General features: G+C 60.6%; 19 protein-coding genes. 11 read left to right on the top strand and 8 right to left on the bottom strand.

Annotated features, from left to right (window positions below):
* Nucleotides 1–31: 31 nt before the first annotated feature.
* The 8 genes from puuE to AB8B33_RS16150 are packed head-to-tail and all read left to right on the top strand — an operon-like array spanning nucleotide 32 to nucleotide 4,783.
* A complete protein-coding gene (gene puuE / locus AB8B33_RS16185) occupies nucleotides 32–955 on the top strand; it encodes an allantoinase PuuE (RefSeq protein ID WP_439016127.1) in 924 nt (307 codons plus the stop codon).
* A complete protein-coding gene (uraD, locus tag AB8B33_RS16180; RefSeq protein ID WP_439016126.1) occupies nucleotides 955–1,452 on the top strand; it encodes a 2-oxo-4-hydroxy-4-carboxy-5-ureidoimidazoline decarboxylase in 498 nt (165 codons plus the stop codon). The genes puuE and uraD overlap by 1 nt, the downstream gene beginning before the upstream one ends.
* On the top strand, nucleotides 1,453–2,475 hold the full coding sequence (gene alc, locus AB8B33_RS16175; protein ID WP_310386754.1) for an allantoicase: 1,023 nt from the start codon (nucleotides 1,453–1,455) through the stop codon (nucleotides 2,473–2,475). It abuts the gene before it with no gap.
* A gap of 57 nt (nucleotides 2,476–2,532) precedes the next feature.
* Complete coding sequence (locus AB8B33_RS16170) at nucleotides 2,533–2,814, top strand: nucleotidyltransferase family protein (RefSeq protein ID WP_439016125.1); 282 nt, start codon at nucleotides 2,533–2,535, stop codon at nucleotides 2,812–2,814.
* Nucleotides 2,811–3,173 (top strand): HepT-like ribonuclease domain-containing protein, encoded by a 363-nt coding sequence (locus tag AB8B33_RS16165; protein WP_439016124.1) that lies wholly within the window; start codon nucleotides 2,811–2,813, stop codon nucleotides 3,171–3,173. Before AB8B33_RS16170 ends, AB8B33_RS16165 begins: the two co-directional genes overlap by 4 nt.
* 5 nt (nucleotides 3,174–3,178) lie before the next feature.
* Nucleotides 3,179–3,679: an ureidoglycolate lyase gene (locus tag AB8B33_RS16160; protein ID WP_310386760.1), complete on the top strand. Its 501-nt coding sequence runs from the start codon at nucleotides 3,179–3,181 to the stop codon at nucleotides 3,677–3,679.
* Entirely contained in the window at nucleotides 3,676–4,032 is a 357-nt protein-coding gene (uraH, locus tag AB8B33_RS16155; protein ID WP_113323246.1) for a hydroxyisourate hydrolase, read from the top strand. The genes AB8B33_RS16160 and uraH overlap by 4 nt, the downstream gene beginning before the upstream one ends.
* Before the next feature lies 1 nt (nucleotide 4,033).
* A complete protein-coding gene (locus tag AB8B33_RS16150) occupies nucleotides 4,034–4,783 on the top strand; it encodes a metallophosphoesterase family protein (RefSeq protein WP_439016123.1) in 750 nt (249 codons plus the stop codon).
* On the opposite strand, the gene AB8B33_RS16145 is transcribed toward AB8B33_RS16150, so the two are convergent.
* From AB8B33_RS16145 to AB8B33_RS16135, 3 genes are all read right to left on the bottom strand, one after another.
* Entirely contained in the window at nucleotides 4,777–5,919 is a 1,143-nt protein-coding gene (locus AB8B33_RS16145) for an alpha-hydroxy acid oxidase (RefSeq protein WP_439016122.1), read from the bottom strand. The genes AB8B33_RS16150 and AB8B33_RS16145 overlap by 7 nt on opposite strands.
* A 99-nt stretch (nucleotides 5,920–6,018) precedes the next feature.
* On the bottom strand, nucleotides 6,019–7,326 hold the full coding sequence (guaD, locus tag AB8B33_RS16140; protein ID WP_439016121.1) for a guanine deaminase: 1,308 nt from the start codon (nucleotides 7,324–7,326) through the stop codon (nucleotides 6,019–6,021).
* The gene (locus AB8B33_RS16135) at nucleotides 7,323–8,561 is read right to left on the bottom strand and encodes a urate hydroxylase PuuD (RefSeq protein ID WP_439016120.1); all 1,239 of its coding nucleotides are present in this window, start codon (nucleotides 8,559–8,561) and stop codon (nucleotides 7,323–7,325) included. Before AB8B33_RS16135 ends, guaD begins: the two co-directional genes overlap by 4 nt.
* Before the next feature lie 168 nt (nucleotides 8,562–8,729).
* Between AB8B33_RS16135 and AB8B33_RS16130 the strand changes: the two genes are divergently transcribed.
* Nucleotides 8,730–8,924: a hypothetical protein gene (locus tag AB8B33_RS16130; RefSeq protein ID WP_113323241.1), complete on the top strand. Its 195-nt coding sequence runs from the start codon at nucleotides 8,730–8,732 to the stop codon at nucleotides 8,922–8,924.
* Nucleotides 8,925–9,002: 78 nt separating this feature from the next.
* Here the strand turns inward: AB8B33_RS16130 and AB8B33_RS16125 are convergent, their stop codons facing one another.
* Nucleotides 9,003–9,176, bottom strand: a complete 174-nt coding sequence (locus tag AB8B33_RS16125; RefSeq protein WP_439016119.1) for a winged helix-turn-helix domain-containing protein — start codon at nucleotides 9,174–9,176, stop codon at nucleotides 9,003–9,005.
* 251 nt (nucleotides 9,177–9,427) lie between these two features.
* Between AB8B33_RS16125 and AB8B33_RS16120 the strand changes: the two genes are divergently transcribed.
* Nucleotides 9,428–9,760: a hypothetical protein gene (locus tag AB8B33_RS16120; RefSeq protein WP_113323240.1), complete on the top strand. Its 333-nt coding sequence runs from the start codon at nucleotides 9,428–9,430 to the stop codon at nucleotides 9,758–9,760.
* A 36-nt stretch (nucleotides 9,761–9,796) separates the two neighbouring features.
* On the opposite strand, the gene AB8B33_RS16115 is transcribed toward AB8B33_RS16120, so the two are convergent.
* Nucleotides 9,797–10,693: a LysR substrate-binding domain-containing protein gene (locus tag AB8B33_RS16115; RefSeq protein ID WP_113323239.1), complete on the bottom strand. Its 897-nt coding sequence runs from the start codon at nucleotides 10,691–10,693 to the stop codon at nucleotides 9,797–9,799.
* Between the two features lie 100 nt (nucleotides 10,694–10,793).
* Between AB8B33_RS16115 and AB8B33_RS16110 the strand changes: the two genes are divergently transcribed.
* Nucleotides 10,794–10,991, top strand: a complete 198-nt coding sequence (locus AB8B33_RS16110) for a hypothetical protein (RefSeq protein ID WP_113323251.1) — start codon at nucleotides 10,794–10,796, stop codon at nucleotides 10,989–10,991.
* On the opposite strand, the gene xdhC is transcribed toward AB8B33_RS16110, so the two are convergent.
* The 3 genes from xdhC to xdhA are packed head-to-tail and all read right to left on the bottom strand — an operon-like array spanning nucleotide 10,967 to nucleotide 15,623.
* Nucleotides 10,967–11,818, bottom strand: coding sequence for a xanthine dehydrogenase accessory protein XdhC (gene xdhC / locus AB8B33_RS16105; protein ID WP_439016118.1), 852 nt, complete (start codon nucleotides 11,816–11,818; stop codon nucleotides 10,967–10,969). The two genes, AB8B33_RS16110 and xdhC, sit on opposite strands and share 25 nt — an antisense overlap.
* A gap of 2 nt (nucleotides 11,819–11,820) precedes the next feature.
* The gene (gene xdhB / locus AB8B33_RS16100; RefSeq protein WP_439016117.1) at nucleotides 11,821–14,157 is read right to left on the bottom strand and encodes a xanthine dehydrogenase molybdopterin binding subunit; all 2,337 of its coding nucleotides are present in this window, start codon (nucleotides 14,155–14,157) and stop codon (nucleotides 11,821–11,823) included.
* Nucleotides 14,157–15,623: a xanthine dehydrogenase small subunit gene (gene xdhA / locus AB8B33_RS16095; protein ID WP_439016116.1), complete on the bottom strand. Its 1,467-nt coding sequence runs from the start codon at nucleotides 15,621–15,623 to the stop codon at nucleotides 14,157–14,159. Before xdhA ends, xdhB begins: the two co-directional genes overlap by 1 nt.
* Between the last annotated feature and the right edge of the window lie 21 nt (nucleotides 15,624–15,644).

Raw genomic sequence — 15,644 nt, 5'->3', positions numbered from 1 at the left:
CGTTTCACCTGTCTTTTCAAAAGGTGATTTGATGGTATCCGAGACCTATCCGCGCAATCTCATCGGCTACGGGCGCAATACGCCCGATCCGAAGTGGCCCGGCGAGGCACGCGTCGCAGTGCAGTTCGTCATCAATTACGAGGAGGGCGGCGAGAGCTCCATCCTCGACGGCGATCCGGCTTCGGAAAACCTGCTGTCTGAAATCGTCGGCGCGCAACCCTGGCCGAACCAGCGCAATCTCAACATGGAGTCGATCTACGAATACGGCTCCCGCGCCGGCTTCTGGCGGCTCTGGCGTCTTTTCACCGATCTCAAGGTGCAGGCGACCGTCTATGGCGTGACGCTTGCCATGGCCCGCAATCCGGAAGCGGTGGCCGCCATGAAGGAAGCGGGCTGGGAGATCGCCAGCCACGGCTACCGCTGGCTGGAATACAAGGATTTTCCCGAGGATCTGGAGCGCAAGCATATTCTCGAAGCCGTGCGCCTGCACACCGAGCTGACCGGAGAGCGGCCCTATGGCATGTATCAGGGCAAGCCCTCCGACAATACGCTGAAGCTGGTGCAGGAGGAGGGTGGTTTCCTTTATTCGTCGGACTCTTATGCAGACGATCTGCCCTATTGGGTGAAGGGCATCGACGAAAATCCCTTCCTCATCATTCCCTATACGCTCGAAACCAACGACATGCGCTTTGCCACGCCGCAGGGCTTCAATTCCGGCGACCAGTTCTTCACCTACCTCAAGGACGCCTTCGATACGCTCTACGAGGAAGGCAAGGAAGGCAGTCCGAAGATGATGTCGGTCGGCTTGCACTGCCGTCTCGTCGGCCGGCCGGGACGCGTGGCGTCGCTGAGGCGCTTCATGGAATATGTGCTGAAGCACGACAAGGTCTGGATCCCTCGCCGTATCGAGATCGCGCGGCACTGGCATACGAACCATAAGCCGGAAACAGTCTGATGATTTCGCGCAACGAATTTGTGTCCCGTTTCGGCGGGGTGTTCGAGCATTCGCCCTTCATCGCCGAGCGGGCTTATGACGATGGCTTCGTCGGCGACAAGCTGACGGTGGATCGTGTGCACACGGAGCTCGTCGCCATTTTCCGCGCCGCGAGCAGGGAGGAGCGCCTCGGTGTCTTGCGCGCTCATCCCGATCTTGCCGGGCGGCTGGCGATATCGGGCGAACTGAAGGAAGACAGCAAAAAGGAACAGGCTGGTGCCGGGCTCGACCGCTTGAGCCCTGAAGAGCATGCGCGTTTCACCGAGCTCAATTCAGCCTATACGCAGAAATTCGGCTTTCCCTTCATCATCGCGGTGAAAGGGCTGAACAAGGACGATATCCTTGCCGCTTTCGAAAAGCGGATCGACAATACCAGCGACGAAGAATTCGTGACTGCGGCAGCGCATGTCGAGAAGATCGCGCTGCTGCGCCTGACATCTATGCTCCCGGAGACCTGAATGACCGCTACGACCGATACCAGCCTGCCAGCTTTCGCCACGGGCGCCATCAATCTTGCCTCGGCCCGTCTCGGCGCCAAAGGTCTCTACGCCACGGACGAATTCTTCGCGCCGCTGGAGCGCATGCTGCAGGATGTGCCGGCAAGCTTCGATCCGGATCTCTATGACGATAACGGCAAGTACATGGACGGCTGGGAAAGCCGTCGCAAGCGCGTTCCCGGCCATGACTGGGCAATCGTGAAGCTCGCCATGCCGGGTCGCATCTTCGGCTTCGATGTCGATACCAGCTATTTCACCGGCAACTATCCGCCGCATTGCTCGATCGAGGCGGCCTTCGTCGAGAGCGGCGATCCGACTGACGCGACCGCATGGACGGAAATCCTGCCCAAATCACCGCTCGGCTCCAGCGCCCACCACTTCTTCGAGAATGCCGACAAGGAGAAGATCTGGACGCATCTTCGCCTGCATATTTACCCGGACGGTGGCGTGGCGCGTCTGCGCGTCTATGGCTCGGCCTATTTCGATTGGTCTAAGGTCGGCGCGGGCGAGGAGATCGACCTTGCCTATATCTTCAATGGCGCGAAGTCGCTTGCCTGGTCGGATGCGCATTACGGCCATCCCGACAAGCTGCTCGGCCCCGGCCGCGGCCTCAACATGGGCGACGGCTGGGAAACCAAGCGTCGTCGCGGCCCGGGTCACGACTGGGCGATCATCCGCCTCGGTCATGCCGGCACGATCAAGCGCGTGATCGTCGACACCGCCTTCTACAAGGGCAATTTCCCCGACACTTGCGAACTGTTCGGCGCCTATCTGCCTGATCTCGGCGATACGCTCTCGGAGGCCGATATTGCCGCTTCGGAAAACTGGAAGCCGATCCTTCCGCGCAGCAAGCTGCAGATGGATCACATCCATGAATATGGCAGCGATACGATCGCCGATATCGGCCCCATCACGCATGTGCGCTACGCCATGCATCCGGATGGCGGCACGATGCGCCTCAGGCTCTATGGGGTGAAGGCTTGAGTTCTTTCCTCTTTCAGCCACGTCCCTTATATTCGCGGCATCAGGGTTGACGCCGCGATGAGACCGTCGGAAGTGCTGGAAAAGAACAGGCAGGCGATCCGCGAAGCGACCAAACGCTTCAACGCGGCGAACCCGCGTGTCTTCGGCTCCGTTGCCCGCGGCGAGGATCGGCCGGACAGCGATCTGGATATTCTGGTGGATGCGCTGCCAGGCAGCACATTGCTGACGCTTGGTGCTTTGGAGCAGATGATGATTGGCACGTCGATCCACTTGCTGACCCCCGGCGATTTTCCTGAATCGATCCGGACCCGGGTTCTTTCCGAGGCCAAGCCCATATGAACGAGATCCGTATCCCGTATCTTCTGGAGCGGATGCGCTCGGCGGCGGCCGATGCTCAAGCAATGATCGCAGATGTCAGCAAGCAGCGGTTTCTTGAGGATATCATTTTGCAGCGTGCCGTCGGGATGAGCCTCCTGATGGCATCGGAGACGGCTGCTCAATTGATGAGGATCCATCCTGAATTCGCTGTAGAGCACCCCGAGTTTCCCTGGGGTGCGATGCGCGGCATGCGTAACCGCATTGCCGATGGCTATTTCGACATTGATCTGGAGAAGGTCTGGGCGACAGCCAAAGACGACGTGCCTGATCTGCTCGACAGGCTTGATCTTGTCCGCCACTGGCGTGCGCAAGGCGAGTAGTCCCAATGTCCCGCTTTATTGACGTCTCTCGCCTTACCAAATCTGCCTTCGCCCCGTTCGGTGAGGTGATCGAAGCCGATCCCACAAGCATGCGGCTGATCAATGGCGGCAACACCGAGCGTTTCCATGCGCTTGCCACGCCTGAAGCTGCAGGCGAGGGCGCTCGTATCATCATCAATCTCTTCCGTGGCCAGCCGCGCGGTTTTCCCTACGAGCTCGGCATGATGGAACGGCATCCGTTCGGCAGCCAGAGCTTCTCGCCGATATCAGGCCGTCCCTTCCTCGTCGTCGTTTCGGAAGATGAGGGCGGTCGTCCCGGTCGTCCGCAGGCCTTTCTCGCGCGCGGCGATCAGGGCGTCAATTACAGGCGCAATGTCTGGCACCATCCGCTGATGGCGCTCGGCGAGCCGAGCGATTTTCTCGTTGTCGATCGTGACGGGCCGGGCAACAATCTGGAAGAATTCTTTTTCGACGAACCCTTCATCATCAAAGAGCCAGGCCTATGACCGGACTGACCACTCATGTTCTCGATACAGCACTCGGCAAGCCGGCACAGGGGTTGAGGATCGATCTCTTTCACATCGAGGGTGAGCTTCGCCACCTTATCAAGACGGTCGAGACCAATGCCGATGGTCGCGTCGATGGCGGACCGATCCTCACCGGCGAGAGCTTTCGTGCCGGCACCTACGAACTGCTCTTTCACGCCGGCGATTATCTGAGGGCAAATGGCACGCCTCTGCCGCATCCGGCCTTCCTCGATCTCGTGCCGATCCGCTTTGGCATTGCCGATATCGCGGCGCATTATCATGTGCCGCTGCTGATCTCGCCCTATGGCTATTCCACCTATCGCGGGAGCTGACATGCGCTTTGCCGCTATTGCCGATATCCATGGAAACTACCCCGCACTGGACGCTGTGTTGGCTGACATCGCTGCCCAAGGGATTACAGATATTGTCAATCTCGGCGATTGTTTCAGTGGCCCGCTGGAGGCGGGCAGGGTGGCCGACCGGCTGCTATCGCTCTCCATTCCGACCGTGCGCGGCAATCACGACCGCTATCTGATCGAAGGACCGCCGGAGGAGATGCATATCTCGGACGCTGCAGCCTATGCGCAGCTTGGTGCAGCCCATTTCGATTGGCTACGGTCGCTGCCGGTCGACCTGATCTACAGGGATGAGGTCTATCTCTGCCACGCGACGCCTAAGGATGACAACCTCTACTGGCTGGATATGGCCGTTGCCGACGGCAGCGTGGTGCTGCGGCCGCAGGCAGAGATCGAAGCGCTGGCGGAAGGTATCGAAAGCCCATTGATCCTGTGTGGTCACACGCATATTCCGCGCATGGCAGCACTTTCAGGCGGCCGTCTTATCGTCAATCCCGGCAGCGTCGGCGGCCCTGCCTATGACGATGACAAGCCCCATCCGCACAAGGTCGAAACCGGCCACGCGATGGCGAGTTATGCGGTGCTGGAAAAATCGGCCAGTGGATGGACGGCACAATTCCGCAATGTCCGATACGACAACATGGCGATGTCGGCACTGGCGGAAGCCAATGGACGCGCGGAGTGGGCATCCGCGCTCGCGACAGGCCGAATGCCGCAATCTTACTGACGGCCGGCGATGATCGAGGAGTCGACATCCTTGATATCGCGTTTGCCGCACAGCGCCATGGTGACGTCCATTTCCTTACGGATGATCTCGAGCGCCAGCGTAACGCCGTCCTTGCCCATGGCGCCGAGGCCATAGAGGAAGGGGCGGCCGATATAGGTGCCGCGCGCCCCGAGTGCCACGGCCTTCAGCACATCCTGACCGGAGCGGATACCGCCATCCAGATGCACTTCGAGACGGTCGCCGACGGCATCGACGATCTGCGGCAGCATGCTGATCGTAGAGGGGGCGCCATCGAGTTGGCGGCCGCCATGATTGGAGACGATGATGGCGTCGACACCGGTTTCGGCGGCCTGCCTCGCATCCTCGACATCGAGAATGCCCTTGATGATCAGCGGACCGCCCCATTGTTCCTTGATCCAGGCGACATCTTTCCACGATAGCTGCGGGTCGAATTGTTCATTCGCGAAGGTCGTGATCGAGGGAAGGTCGTCGAGGCCCTTGGCGTGGCCGAGGATGTTGCCGAAGCTGCGACGCTTCGTCTTCATCATCTCCATGCACCAGAAGGGGCGCGTCGCCATCTGCCAGATATGTTTCGGCGTGAATTTCGGCGGGGCCGAGAGACCGTTGCGCAGATCCTTGTGGCGCTGGCTGAGGATTTGCAGGTCGGCGGTCAGCACCAGCGCGGAGCATCTGGCTGCCTTGGCGCGGTTGATGAGGTCAAGCACGAAGCCCCTGTCGCGCATGACATAGAGCTGGAACCAGAAGGGTTTCGTCGTGACGGAGGCGATGTCTTCAATCGAGCAGATGCTCATGGTCGAAAGTGTGAAAGGCACGCCGAATTCTTCCGCCGCGCGGGCCGCCAGCATTTCACCATCCCCGTGCTGCATGCCGGTCATGCCGGTGGGCGCAAGCGCCACCGGCATCGACACCTTCTGGCCGATCATCGTCGTCTCAAGCGTGCGGTTGGTCATGTCGACCAGCACCCGCTGGCGCAGCTTGATGTCCCGAAAATCGGCTTCGTTGGCGGCGTAGGTCGATTCCGTCCAGGCGCCGGAATCCGCATAGTCGAAGAACATCTTCGGGACGCGGCGCTGAGCCATTTTCTTGAGATCGGCGATGGTCAGCGGCTTGGCCATGGATCGAACCTTCACATCTGGTGATGTGGTCGAATACCACGCTTTCTCTTTCTCTGGTATTTGATTTCAGAGGAGTTTTACCATCAAGCCATCGCCTCGCTAAAGCCCGCTTTTCATTGCGACGCCCGCCACATAAGTCTCCGCCACAGCGCGGTCGTCGCCCATGGTTTGCAGCAGGAACAGTTCCTCCGGAAGCGTCTTCACCACTTCCATCTTCAAAGCCATAGCAGGTGTCGCTGCGGCGTTGAGAACGACGAGGTCGGCATCCGTGCCAGGCTCCAGTGTGCCGATTTTGTCAACCAGCGACAGCGCCTCGGCATTGCCGAGCGTCATGTAGTAATAGCTGTCCAGCGGGTTCAGTCGTTCGCCGAGAAGCTGCTGGATTTTGTAGGCTTCGTCCATGGTCCGCAGCATGGAATAGCTCGAGCCCCCGCCGATATCCGTGGCGACACCGATGCGAACGGGCTTCTCACGGCGGGCGAGCGTCTTCAGCGGGAAGAGGCCGGAGCCGAGGAAGAGGTTGGATGTCGGGCAATGGACGGCGACCGCGCCGCTCTCGCTCATGGCGTCGGCTTCACGCTCCGAAAGATGGATGGCGTGACCGAACAGGCTCTTCGGCCCGAGCAGGCCATAGCGGGCGTAGATATCGGTATAGTCGATCGCTTCCGGGTAGAGCTCGCAGGTGAATTTGATCTCGTCGTGGTTTTCCGACAGATGCGTCTGGATGTGCAGATCGGGGAATTCGCGGGCGAGTGTTGCCGTCGCCTCCATCTGGGCGGGCGTCGAGGTGATCGCGAAGCGCGGCGTGATGGCGACGTGGTTGCGGCCCTTGCCGTGCCAGTCGGCAATCACCTGCCGGGTCTCGTCGTAGCCCATCTCAGGCGTGTCGAGCAGGCCTTGCGGTGCGTTGCGGTCCATCATCACCTTGCCGCCGACCATGCACATGTTGCGGCGCATGGCCTCCGCGAAATAGGCATCGGCCGAAGTCTTATGAACAGAGCAATAGGCAACGGCCGTCGTCGTGCCGTGGCGGATCAGCTCGTCGTAGAAATGCGTCGCGATCCTCTGCGCATGGGCGCTTTCGACGAAGCGGCATTCCTCCGGGAATGTGTAGGTGTTCAGCCATTCCAGCAGATTTGCGGCATAGGAGGCAATGACCTGCATCTGCGGGAAATGCAGGTGCATGTCGATGAGGCCAGGCATGATCAGATGCGGACGGTGATCGATTTCGGCGACCTCGGCAGGTGCTTTGGCCTTGACATCAGCATAGGTGCCGACAGCGGCGATGATGCCATCCTCGATCAACAGACCGCCGTCTGTCTCGTAGAGATAGCTCTCGCTATCGGCGAGGCTGAGCGGGGCACGGCGAAAGGAGAGCAGGCGCCCGCGCAGGAGTATCGTGGTCATTCTTGTTTGCCTTCGACTGCGCTTTCGAACCAGGCGACGAGCAGCTTGCGCTCATCGGGGGTAATGTCGGTCACGTTACCCGGCGGCATGGCATGGCTGCGGCCGGCCTGTATATAGATTTCGCGCGCATGAGCGGCAATTTCCGCGTCATTTTCCAGAATCACGCCGTTTGGTGGCCGGGCGATGCCCTCATAGACCGGTTCGGCCGCATGGCACATGGAACAGCGCGTGCCGATCAGCTGCTTCACGGCGGGAAAATGCGGATCGCCGGCAAACTGCTGGAAGGCGGGGGCAACGGATGCGTTTTCGGTCTCGCCGGTTAAAAGCTTGGGAACCGTCGACAGCCACATGATGAGGATGAAGAGCACGACCGTGACGATCCAGGTCCAGGTCGGCCGGCCCTTGCGAGCATGGGTGGTGTTGAACCAGTGGCGGATCGTGACGCCCATCAGGAAGACGAGTGCTGCAATCACCCAGTTGAAGGCGGTGCCGAAAGCCAGCGGATAGTGGTTCGACAGCATGAAGAAGATGACGGGCAGCGTCAGGTAGTTGTTATGGAGCGAGCGCTGCTTGGCCATGTAGCCATATTTGGCATCCGGCGTGCGGCCGGCGATCAGGTCGGCGACGACGATCTTCTGGTTGGGAATGATGATCATGAAGACGTTGGCCGACATGATCGTGGCGGTGAAGGCGCCAAGATGCAGGAAGGCGGCGCGGCCGGTGAAGACCTGCGTGTAGCCCCAGCCCATGAAGACCAGCACGACGTAGAGCACGGCCATCAGGCCCCAGGTGTTCTTGCCGAGCGGCGACTTGCAGAGCAGGTCGTAGATGATCCAGCCGCCGGCGAGAGACGCGAGCGAGATCAGGATCGCCACCGGCCTCGAGATATCGAGCACGTGGCGATCGATGAGGAACAGGTCGGCGCCGCCATAATAGACGATGCAGAGCATCAGGAAGCCGGAGAGCCAGGTGAAATAGCTCTCATATTTGAACCAGGTCAGGTGTTCCGGCATCTCAGCCGGCGCCACCAGATATTTCTGGATGTGGTAGAAGCCGCCGCCATGCACCTGCCATTCCTCGCCGTGAACACCGGCGGGCAGATGCGGGCGCTTCACCAGGCCGAGGTCGAGCGCGATGAAATAGAAGGACGACCCGATCCAGGCGATCGCGGTGACGACATGGAACCAGCGCGCCGCAAAGGCCAGCCACTCCCAGGCTATTGCATATTCATACATTCAGTTCCCCTGTTCTTCTTCCCGACTCGTGAGATTGCGAGAAATTCCGGCGCGAGGAAAGGGGGCACGTGGGGTTTCTTGCCGCAGCGGAGATTGCAGGAAGAGCTTGCCGGGTGCGGCATTTGTGCTAAGGCATCGCCGACGACGCTATTAAGGAGCCGCTGAAACATGCAGATCGAAGTCCCTTGCCCGAAGTGCCGCAACACGCGCATGAAGTTTCCGCGCCCGCAGCCGATCGACAGCGACATCATCACCTGTTTCAGCTGCAATTTCGAACTCGGCACCTATGGCTCGATCAAGAAAAAGATGGTGGCGATGCTGAACCGCGTCGCGGCTGCCGAACAGCAGCAGAAGAAGCACTAGTTTACGGTTTAAGCCGGTGCAGTTGCGCCGGCCGCGGCACGGGCCGTTCACAGGGTCCTTTAGCGACAGCCTGAAAGATCAGCCCGCTTCGATCAAAGCGTCTTTTCCGACCGGGCGTCCGTCGGCGTCGAGCAGCGCCTTGAGCAGGGAAATCGCGCGCTGGCCGAGCGCAACCGGCTGGCCGTCCCGCCGCAGCACGCCGCTGCCGGGGTCAAGCATGAAACGGCCGAAAGCATAGCGCTGCTCTTCCATCACAATACTTATATCCGCGCAATTTGAGGTGGCAATCTGGTTGATTGCTGTGCTGTCGGGCGGATGTGGCATTCGCATGCCTTAAAAAACATCAGATTTCTGCGACATTTTATCCACCGCGGGTGTTCCGATGTGGAGCAGCCGATTCCTTGAAATGTGAAGATCGGGTTACAGTTTTGAAACACAGGCCGCCGGGAAAGGGTGGAAACCGCTAAAGACCGGCGGCGCATTCATCGACGGAGAAGATGCCCATGCGCAGCATTCTGACATGCGTGATGATTGCATATGCGTCGTTCGCGGCAGCCCACGACGCCGGTACGGGGTGGAGTTACGACCCCTATTGTTGCAATGGAAATGCCGAAAACGGCGATTGCCAGATGATCCCGTCCAAGACTGTGGCCATAACGCCGGATGGCTATCGCGTGACGCTGAGGCCCGGCGATCACCGGCTGGTGACGCGGAGCCATGTCTTCCTGCTGCCGATGACCAGGGCGATGCATTCAGGCGATAGCGATTATCATATCTGCCTGTTCCCGAACGAAGATACCCCGCGATGTTTCTATGCGCCCGATATGGGTTACTGAGAGGATTTTAAGCCCTGTCGTCTTTGCGTGACATGTTCAGTCCTGCTCCACATCGAATTTCTGCAGCAGCCATTTCCGAAAATTCCTGATTTTCGGCACGTTTCGCCTGTTTTCCGGATAGGCGAGCCAATAGTCGCGTCCGTCATTGCCGGTCAGTTCGAAGGGTTGGTAAAGCCTGCCGGCGGCGACATCGTCTTGGAAATGGCCGGGATTGAGCATGGCGACACCGCCGCCGGCAATCGCGATGCTGGCATCGAGGATCTGGGTGCCGAATTCGCTTTTCGGATAGCGGGAAAGATCGGCATCCTTGACGCCGGCCGCGGCGAACCATTCTGCCCACCAGGAATCGCCGGCGCTGATCAGGAACAGTTTCAGAAGATCGGCGGGCTCGTGGATGCCGCCGATTTCGGCCGCGAGCTTGGGGCTCAGCATGGGGGAGTAGTCAAGTTTCATCAGCCGATGACTGATCAGGCCGGGCCAATCGCCGCGTCCCCAACGGATCGCCACGTCGGCAGCCTCTTTCTGGAAGTCGACGATCGTGCCTGAGGTGACGAGCCTGACGGCAATGTCCGGAAACTGCAGCTGGAAAGCGCCGATGTAACGCGAGAGCCATTGCTGGGCGAAGGTCGCCGTCGAATGGATCGTCAGCGTTTCCCCGGTCGTCTTGCGCATCGAGGCCATGGCTTCGATCAGAATGTTGAATGCTTCGGAGACCCTGGGGGCCAGATGTTTGCCTGCTTCTGTCAGCTCGATCTGGCGGGGCAAGCGCAGGAAGAGCGGCTCGCCGATATTCTCCTCCAGAAGCTTGATCTGGTAGCTGACGGCCGTCTGCGTCATGCCGAGCTCATCGCCGGCCCGGGTGAAACTGCCGAGCCGGGCCACGGCTTCGAAGACGCGCAGCGCATTCAGCGGGAACTGCTTCGACAGTTTCATGGATAAGTTCTCTTTATGGATGCAGACGGTTGTTCGATTGGAATTGCAGCATTTTTCCCGGCAAACTGCAATCATCTCATCAAACCATCAAGGTGATGTCATGGATTGCCAAGCTATCGAAGAGAGCCGTTCTCCTACAAGAGAGGCATTGTTCACCGTCATCGTTCGCCGGCTGGCCCGGGGGATTGGCAGCCGGAGGCCGCGGCTGGATATCGACGTCACACCCGATCGCATCAAGCGCGATCTCGGTTTCCTGGATGGACGCGACCCGCGCTACGAGGATGACCGGTCGCGGTAGGCGGCAAGTGCGGTCAGGATTTCCGCCGCTGTCATGGCGGCGATTACTTCGGGGCGTTTGTCCTTCACGAAGGAGCCGCCGATCGGCAAGGTAAGGCGCTCCAGCCAAGAGCGTTCGCCGCCGGCTTCGCGGGAAAGCCAGCTTGCAAAGGTCGCTCGTTTGGTCGCCGAGCCGATCATGCCGGTATAGGCGAGGTCGGTGCGGGCAAGTGCTTCACGGGCGATCAGGAAATCAAGGGCATGATCGTGGGTCAGGATGACGAGTGCTGCGCCGGCGGGCATGTCCTTCACCAATGCCTCGGGTATCGGCACGAGGCGGCTCTTCGTCGAGGCCGGAAGGTTGGCAAGCTCGTCCTGCCGGGTCTCGATCACTGTTGTCGAAAGCGGCAGCGGCGCGAGCGCCGCGGCAAGGGCGCGGCCGACATGACCGGCGCCGAAGACATAGACCTCGGGCAGACGTTCCGCCTCGCTTTCCTGCTTTTTCTCCAGTTCATCCCTGACGGCATCGGTCACACGGCGGAAACGCAGTTGCGTGCGGCCGCCGCAGCACTGGCCGATTTCCGGCCCGAGCGGAATATCCATGAGGTCATTGCCGCCGGTGCCGGCGAGCAATTCGCGGGCATTGCCGATGGCGATGAATTCGAATTGGCCGCCGCCGATGGTGCCCCAGAGGCTGCTTGCCGAAACCAGCATGAAGGTGCCGGTCTCGCGCGGTGTCGAGCCTTGGGTGCCTGATATCTCGATCAGGACCGCTTCCGGCTGGAGGGCCAGAAAGGCGCGGAAGTCGCTGCCGGGCACAAAACCGGAAAGGACCTCGCGCCGCGTCATAGCTATACCCTCTTCATCCTCTCGACCGCCATCAGCACGCGTTCAGGCGTTGCGGGCGCATCGAGGTGGGGGCAGACGCGATAGTTGGCGACACTGGCGATGGCCATGGAGAGCGCTTCCAGCACTGAAATCGCCAGCATGAAGGGCGGTTCGCCGACGGCCTTGGAGCGGCCGATGGTGGCTTCCGCATTCTCGGACCATTCGGCGAGCCGCACGTTGAAGATCTTCGGTCGGTCGGAAGCGAGCGGGATCTTGTAGGTGGAAGGCGCATGCGTGCGCAGGCGGCCCTTGTCATCCCACCAGAGCTCCTCGGTCGTCAGCCAGCCCATGCCCTGGACGAAGGCGCCTTCGACCTGGCCGATATCGATTGCCGGGTTCAGCGAGCGGCCGACATCGTGGAGAATGTCGGTGCGGTCGATCAGATATTCGCCGGTCAGCGTATCGATCGTGACCTCGGTGCAGGCAGCGCCATAGGCGAAATAGTAAAAGGGCGTGCCGCGGCCGGCCTGGCGATCCCAGTGGATCTTCGGCGTCTTGTAGAAGCCGGCGGCGGACAGCTGAACGCGAGCGAAGTAGGCCTGCTTTATGAAATCGGGGAAGGGGATTTCAATCTCGCCGACCCGCACGCGGTTCGGCAGGAAGACGATTTCCGAAACCGGAACCTCCCACTTTTCCGCCGCGAAGGCGACCAGCCGTTCTTTGAGCTGGCGGGCGGCATCATAGGCGGCCATGCCGTTCAGGTCCGAACCGGAAGAGGCGGCGGTCGCCGAAGTGTTCGGGACCTTGCCCGTCGTGGTCGCTGTGATCTTCACGCGGTCGATATCGACCTGGAAGCTGTCCGCCAGCACTTGCGCCACCTTGGTGTAGAGGCCCTGGCCCATTTCAGTCCCGCCATGGTTCAGGTGGATCGAGCCGTCCTGATAGATATGGACGAGGGCGCCGGCCTGGTTGAAGGCGGTCATGGTGAAGGAGATGCCGAATTTCACCGGCGTCAGGGCGATGCCCTTGCGGATATAGCGGCTGTCGCGGTTGAATGAGACGATGGTGTTGCGTCGGGCGCGGTAGTCGGCGCTGTCCTCCAGCTCCTCGACCACGCGGGCGATGATATTGTCCTCGACTTCCTGATGATAGGGCGTGGTCGTGCGCCCCGAGCCTGGCTGGCCGTAGAAATTCAGCTTGCGGATATCGAGCGGATCCTTGCCGACGGCATAGGCGATCTCTTCGATGAAACGCTCGGCGCCGAGCATGCCCTGCGGGCCGCCGAAACCGCGGAAGGCGGTGTTGGAGACGGTATGCGTCTTCAACGGCTGCGAGGTCAGATGCACATGCGGATAGAAATAGCTGGAATCGGCGTGGAAGAGCGCACGGTCGGTCACCGGGCCCGACAGGTCCGACGAGAATCCGCAGCGCGCCGAATAGGTGGCGTCGACAGCGTGGATGCGGCCTTCGTCATCGAAGCCGAGTTCATAATCGACGCGGAAATCATGGCGTTTGCCGGTGGCGCTCATGTCCTCGTCGCGATCGGGACGGAACTTGATGGCGCGCTTAAGCTTCTTGGCCGCGACCGCGGCGAGGGCTGCGAACTGGTTGCCCTGCGTCTCCTTGCCGCCAAAGCCGCCGCCCATGCGGCGCACATTCACGGTGACAGCATTCGAGGGAATATGCAGCACATGGCCGACGATATGCTGGATTTCGCTCGGATGCTGGGTCGAAGACCAGACGGTGACCTCGTCGTCCTCGCCTGGGATCGCCATGGCGATATGGCTTTCGAGGTAGAAATGCTCCTGACCGCCGATGCGCATACGGCCTGTCAGCCGGCGAGGGGCGTTTTCCATTTCGGTTTTCGCCTCACCGCGTTTCAGCGTCATCGGGGTGATCACAAGCGGGCTGCCGTTTTCGATGGCGCCGTCGATGTCGCTCCAGTGCGGCAAGTCGCGATATTCGATTTTTGCCATGCGGGCCGCACGACGAGCAGCCTCGCGGGTTTCGGCTATGACGGCGAAGATCGGCTGGCCGTGGAATTGAACCAGGGTTTCGGCAAGCAGCGGCTCGTCATGGCTGCCATTCGAGCTGACGTCGTTGATGCCGGGAATGTCCTTGCCGGTGAAGACCCAGACCACGCCGGGATGGGCCGCGACCTCCGACAGGTCCATCGAGATGATCTCGGCATGGGCGCGATCGGACATGCCGATAGCGCCGTGCAGGAGATCGGCGGGCTCTGGAATATCGTCGATATAATCGGCACTTCCGGTGACATGCTTATGCGCTGAATCATGGCGCAAGGACACATGCATCTGGCCATTGATGAGCTTGCGGTCTTCGAAGGTGGATTTGTCCATCAGGCAACCTCCTCGAACCGCTTCAGTTCGGCAGGTGCGCCGACGGTTTCGAGATAGAAGCGCGTCAGCAGGTTCTTGGCCGTCAACTGGCGGTATTCCGCCGTAGCGCGCCAGTCCGTCAGCGGCTGGAAATCGGCATCAAAGGCAGGGCGTGCGGCCTCTATGGTTGCTTCCGTCCAGGATTTGCCGATCAACTCGGCTTCGACGCTGCGGGCGCGCTTCGGCGTTGCCGCCATGCCGCCGAACGCGATGCGGATTTCGGTCACGCGCTCGGCCTCATCAAGCACCAGATAGAAGGCGCCGAGCACGGCGGTGATATCCTCGTCGCGGCGCTTGCTGATCTTGTAGAAAGCGAATTTGGCGTCCGCGACTGGGTGGGGCGCAAAGACGCTTTCGACGAATTCGCCCGGCCGGCGATCCTGCTTGCCGTAGGCGATGAAGTAATCTTCCAGCGGCAGAGTGCGGACGCCTTCGGCCGAGCGCAGCGTCAGCTGCGCGCCGAGCGCGATCAAGGGCGGTGGGCTGTCGCCGATCGGCGAGCCGTTGGCGATATTGCCGCCGATCGTGCCCATGTTGCGCACCTGATCGCCGCCGATGCGGGTGATGAGGCGGGCAAAGGCGGGGATCTTCCGGGCGATGGTGTCGAGCGCGCGGGTATAGGTGACGCCGGCGCCAATGCTGATGCCATATTCACCTGCAGTAATCGTCTGAAGCTCAGCCAGATGATTGATGAAAACCACGGGGTTCAGGTACTGCATCTGCTTGGTGACCCAGAGGCCGACATCGGTGGAGCCGGCAATGACGGTTGCGGTCGGCTCGGCCGCCAGCACCCGCGCAAGCGCATCGACGGAGCGCGGCACGATGAGGCGGCCTTCTTCTGACACAATCGAGATCGTATCGGATGCCTGCATGGCCCAGAGGCGAGAGATGATTTCGGCACGGGTCTTTTCGAGCGGATCGAAGAGGGTGCTCGGCCGCTGCAGGCTCACCTGTTCGGCGGCCTTGACGATCGGCTCATAGCCCGTGCAGCGACAGAGATTGCCTTGCAGCGCCTTTTCGATCTCGGCACGGTCCGGTTTCTCGTTGGAGAGCCAGAGGCCATAAAGGGACATGATGAAGCCCGGTGTGCAGAAGCCGCATTGCGAACCATGGCAATCGACCATGGCCTGTTGCACCGGATGCAGCGTGCCGTCCTTGGCTGCCAGGTGCTCGATCGTCACCACATGGGTCGCATGCAGCGAGCCGATGAAGCGGATGCAGGCATTGACGGATTCGTAGAAAAGCTCGCCGTCGATCAACCGACCGACCAGCACGGTGCAGGCACCGCAATCGCCTTCGGCGCAGCCTTCCTTGGTGCCCGTCAGCCGCCGCTTCAGCCGGAGAAAATCGAGAAGAGTCTCCGTCGGCCGGACGTTACTCAAGGAAACGTCCTCGCCATTGAGGATGAAGCGGATGCTGTCGTTCATGATATTCCCGGTTGTTTTTCT

It is taken from the genome of Rhizobium sp. 768_B6_N1_8 (assembly GCF_051811225.1).
In the GTDB taxonomy this organism is placed as follows: domain Bacteria; phylum Pseudomonadota; class Alphaproteobacteria; order Rhizobiales; family Rhizobiaceae; genus Rhizobium.
Note: the sequence above shows the minus strand (reverse complement) of the source record. Positions and strands in the feature narration are given on the sequence as shown.

Excerpts from the sequence above, each read along its gene's own strand:
- puuE (WP_439016127.1), top strand. The coding sequence starts at position 32 with ATGGTATCCGAGACCTATCCGCGCAATCTCATCGGCTACGGGCGCAAT.
- uraD (WP_439016126.1), top strand. The coding sequence starts at position 955 with ATGATTTCGCGCAACGAATTTGTGTCCCGTTTCGGCGGGGTGTTCGAG.
- alc (WP_310386754.1), top strand. The coding sequence starts at position 1,453 with ATGACCGCTACGACCGATACCAGCCTGCCAGCTTTCGCCACGGGCGCC.
- AB8B33_RS16170 (WP_439016125.1), top strand. The coding sequence starts at position 2,533 with ATGAGACCGTCGGAAGTGCTGGAAAAGAACAGGCAGGCGATCCGCGAA.
- AB8B33_RS16165 (WP_439016124.1), top strand. The coding sequence starts at position 2,811 with ATGAACGAGATCCGTATCCCGTATCTTCTGGAGCGGATGCGCTCGGCG.
- AB8B33_RS16160 (WP_310386760.1), top strand. The coding sequence starts at position 3,179 with ATGTCCCGCTTTATTGACGTCTCTCGCCTTACCAAATCTGCCTTCGCC.
- uraH (WP_113323246.1), top strand. The coding sequence starts at position 3,676 with ATGACCGGACTGACCACTCATGTTCTCGATACAGCACTCGGCAAGCCG.
- AB8B33_RS16150 (WP_439016123.1), top strand. The coding sequence starts at position 4,034 with ATGCGCTTTGCCGCTATTGCCGATATCCATGGAAACTACCCCGCACTG.
- AB8B33_RS16145 (WP_439016122.1), bottom strand. The coding sequence starts at position 5,919 with ATGGCCAAGCCGCTGACCATCGCCGATCTCAAGAAAATGGCTCAGCGC.
- guaD (WP_439016121.1), bottom strand. The coding sequence starts at position 7,326 with ATGACCACGATACTCCTGCGCGGGCGCCTGCTCTCCTTTCGCCGTGCC.
- AB8B33_RS16135 (WP_439016120.1), bottom strand. The coding sequence starts at position 8,561 with ATGTATGAATATGCAATAGCCTGGGAGTGGCTGGCCTTTGCGGCGCGC.
- AB8B33_RS16130 (WP_113323241.1), top strand. The coding sequence starts at position 8,730 with ATGCAGATCGAAGTCCCTTGCCCGAAGTGCCGCAACACGCGCATGAAG.
- AB8B33_RS16125 (WP_439016119.1), bottom strand. The coding sequence starts at position 9,176 with ATGGAAGAGCAGCGCTATGCTTTCGGCCGTTTCATGCTTGACCCCGGC.
- AB8B33_RS16120 (WP_113323240.1), top strand. The coding sequence starts at position 9,428 with ATGCGCAGCATTCTGACATGCGTGATGATTGCATATGCGTCGTTCGCG.
- AB8B33_RS16115 (WP_113323239.1), bottom strand. The coding sequence starts at position 10,693 with ATGAAACTGTCGAAGCAGTTCCCGCTGAATGCGCTGCGCGTCTTCGAA.
- AB8B33_RS16110 (WP_113323251.1), top strand. The coding sequence starts at position 10,794 with ATGGATTGCCAAGCTATCGAAGAGAGCCGTTCTCCTACAAGAGAGGCA.
- xdhC (WP_439016118.1), bottom strand. The coding sequence starts at position 11,818 with ATGACGCGGCGCGAGGTCCTTTCCGGTTTTGTGCCCGGCAGCGACTTC.
- xdhB (WP_439016117.1), bottom strand. The coding sequence starts at position 14,157 with ATGGACAAATCCACCTTCGAAGACCGCAAGCTCATCAATGGCCAGATG.
- xdhA (WP_439016116.1), bottom strand. The coding sequence starts at position 15,623 with ATGAACGACAGCATCCGCTTCATCCTCAATGGCGAGGACGTTTCCTTG.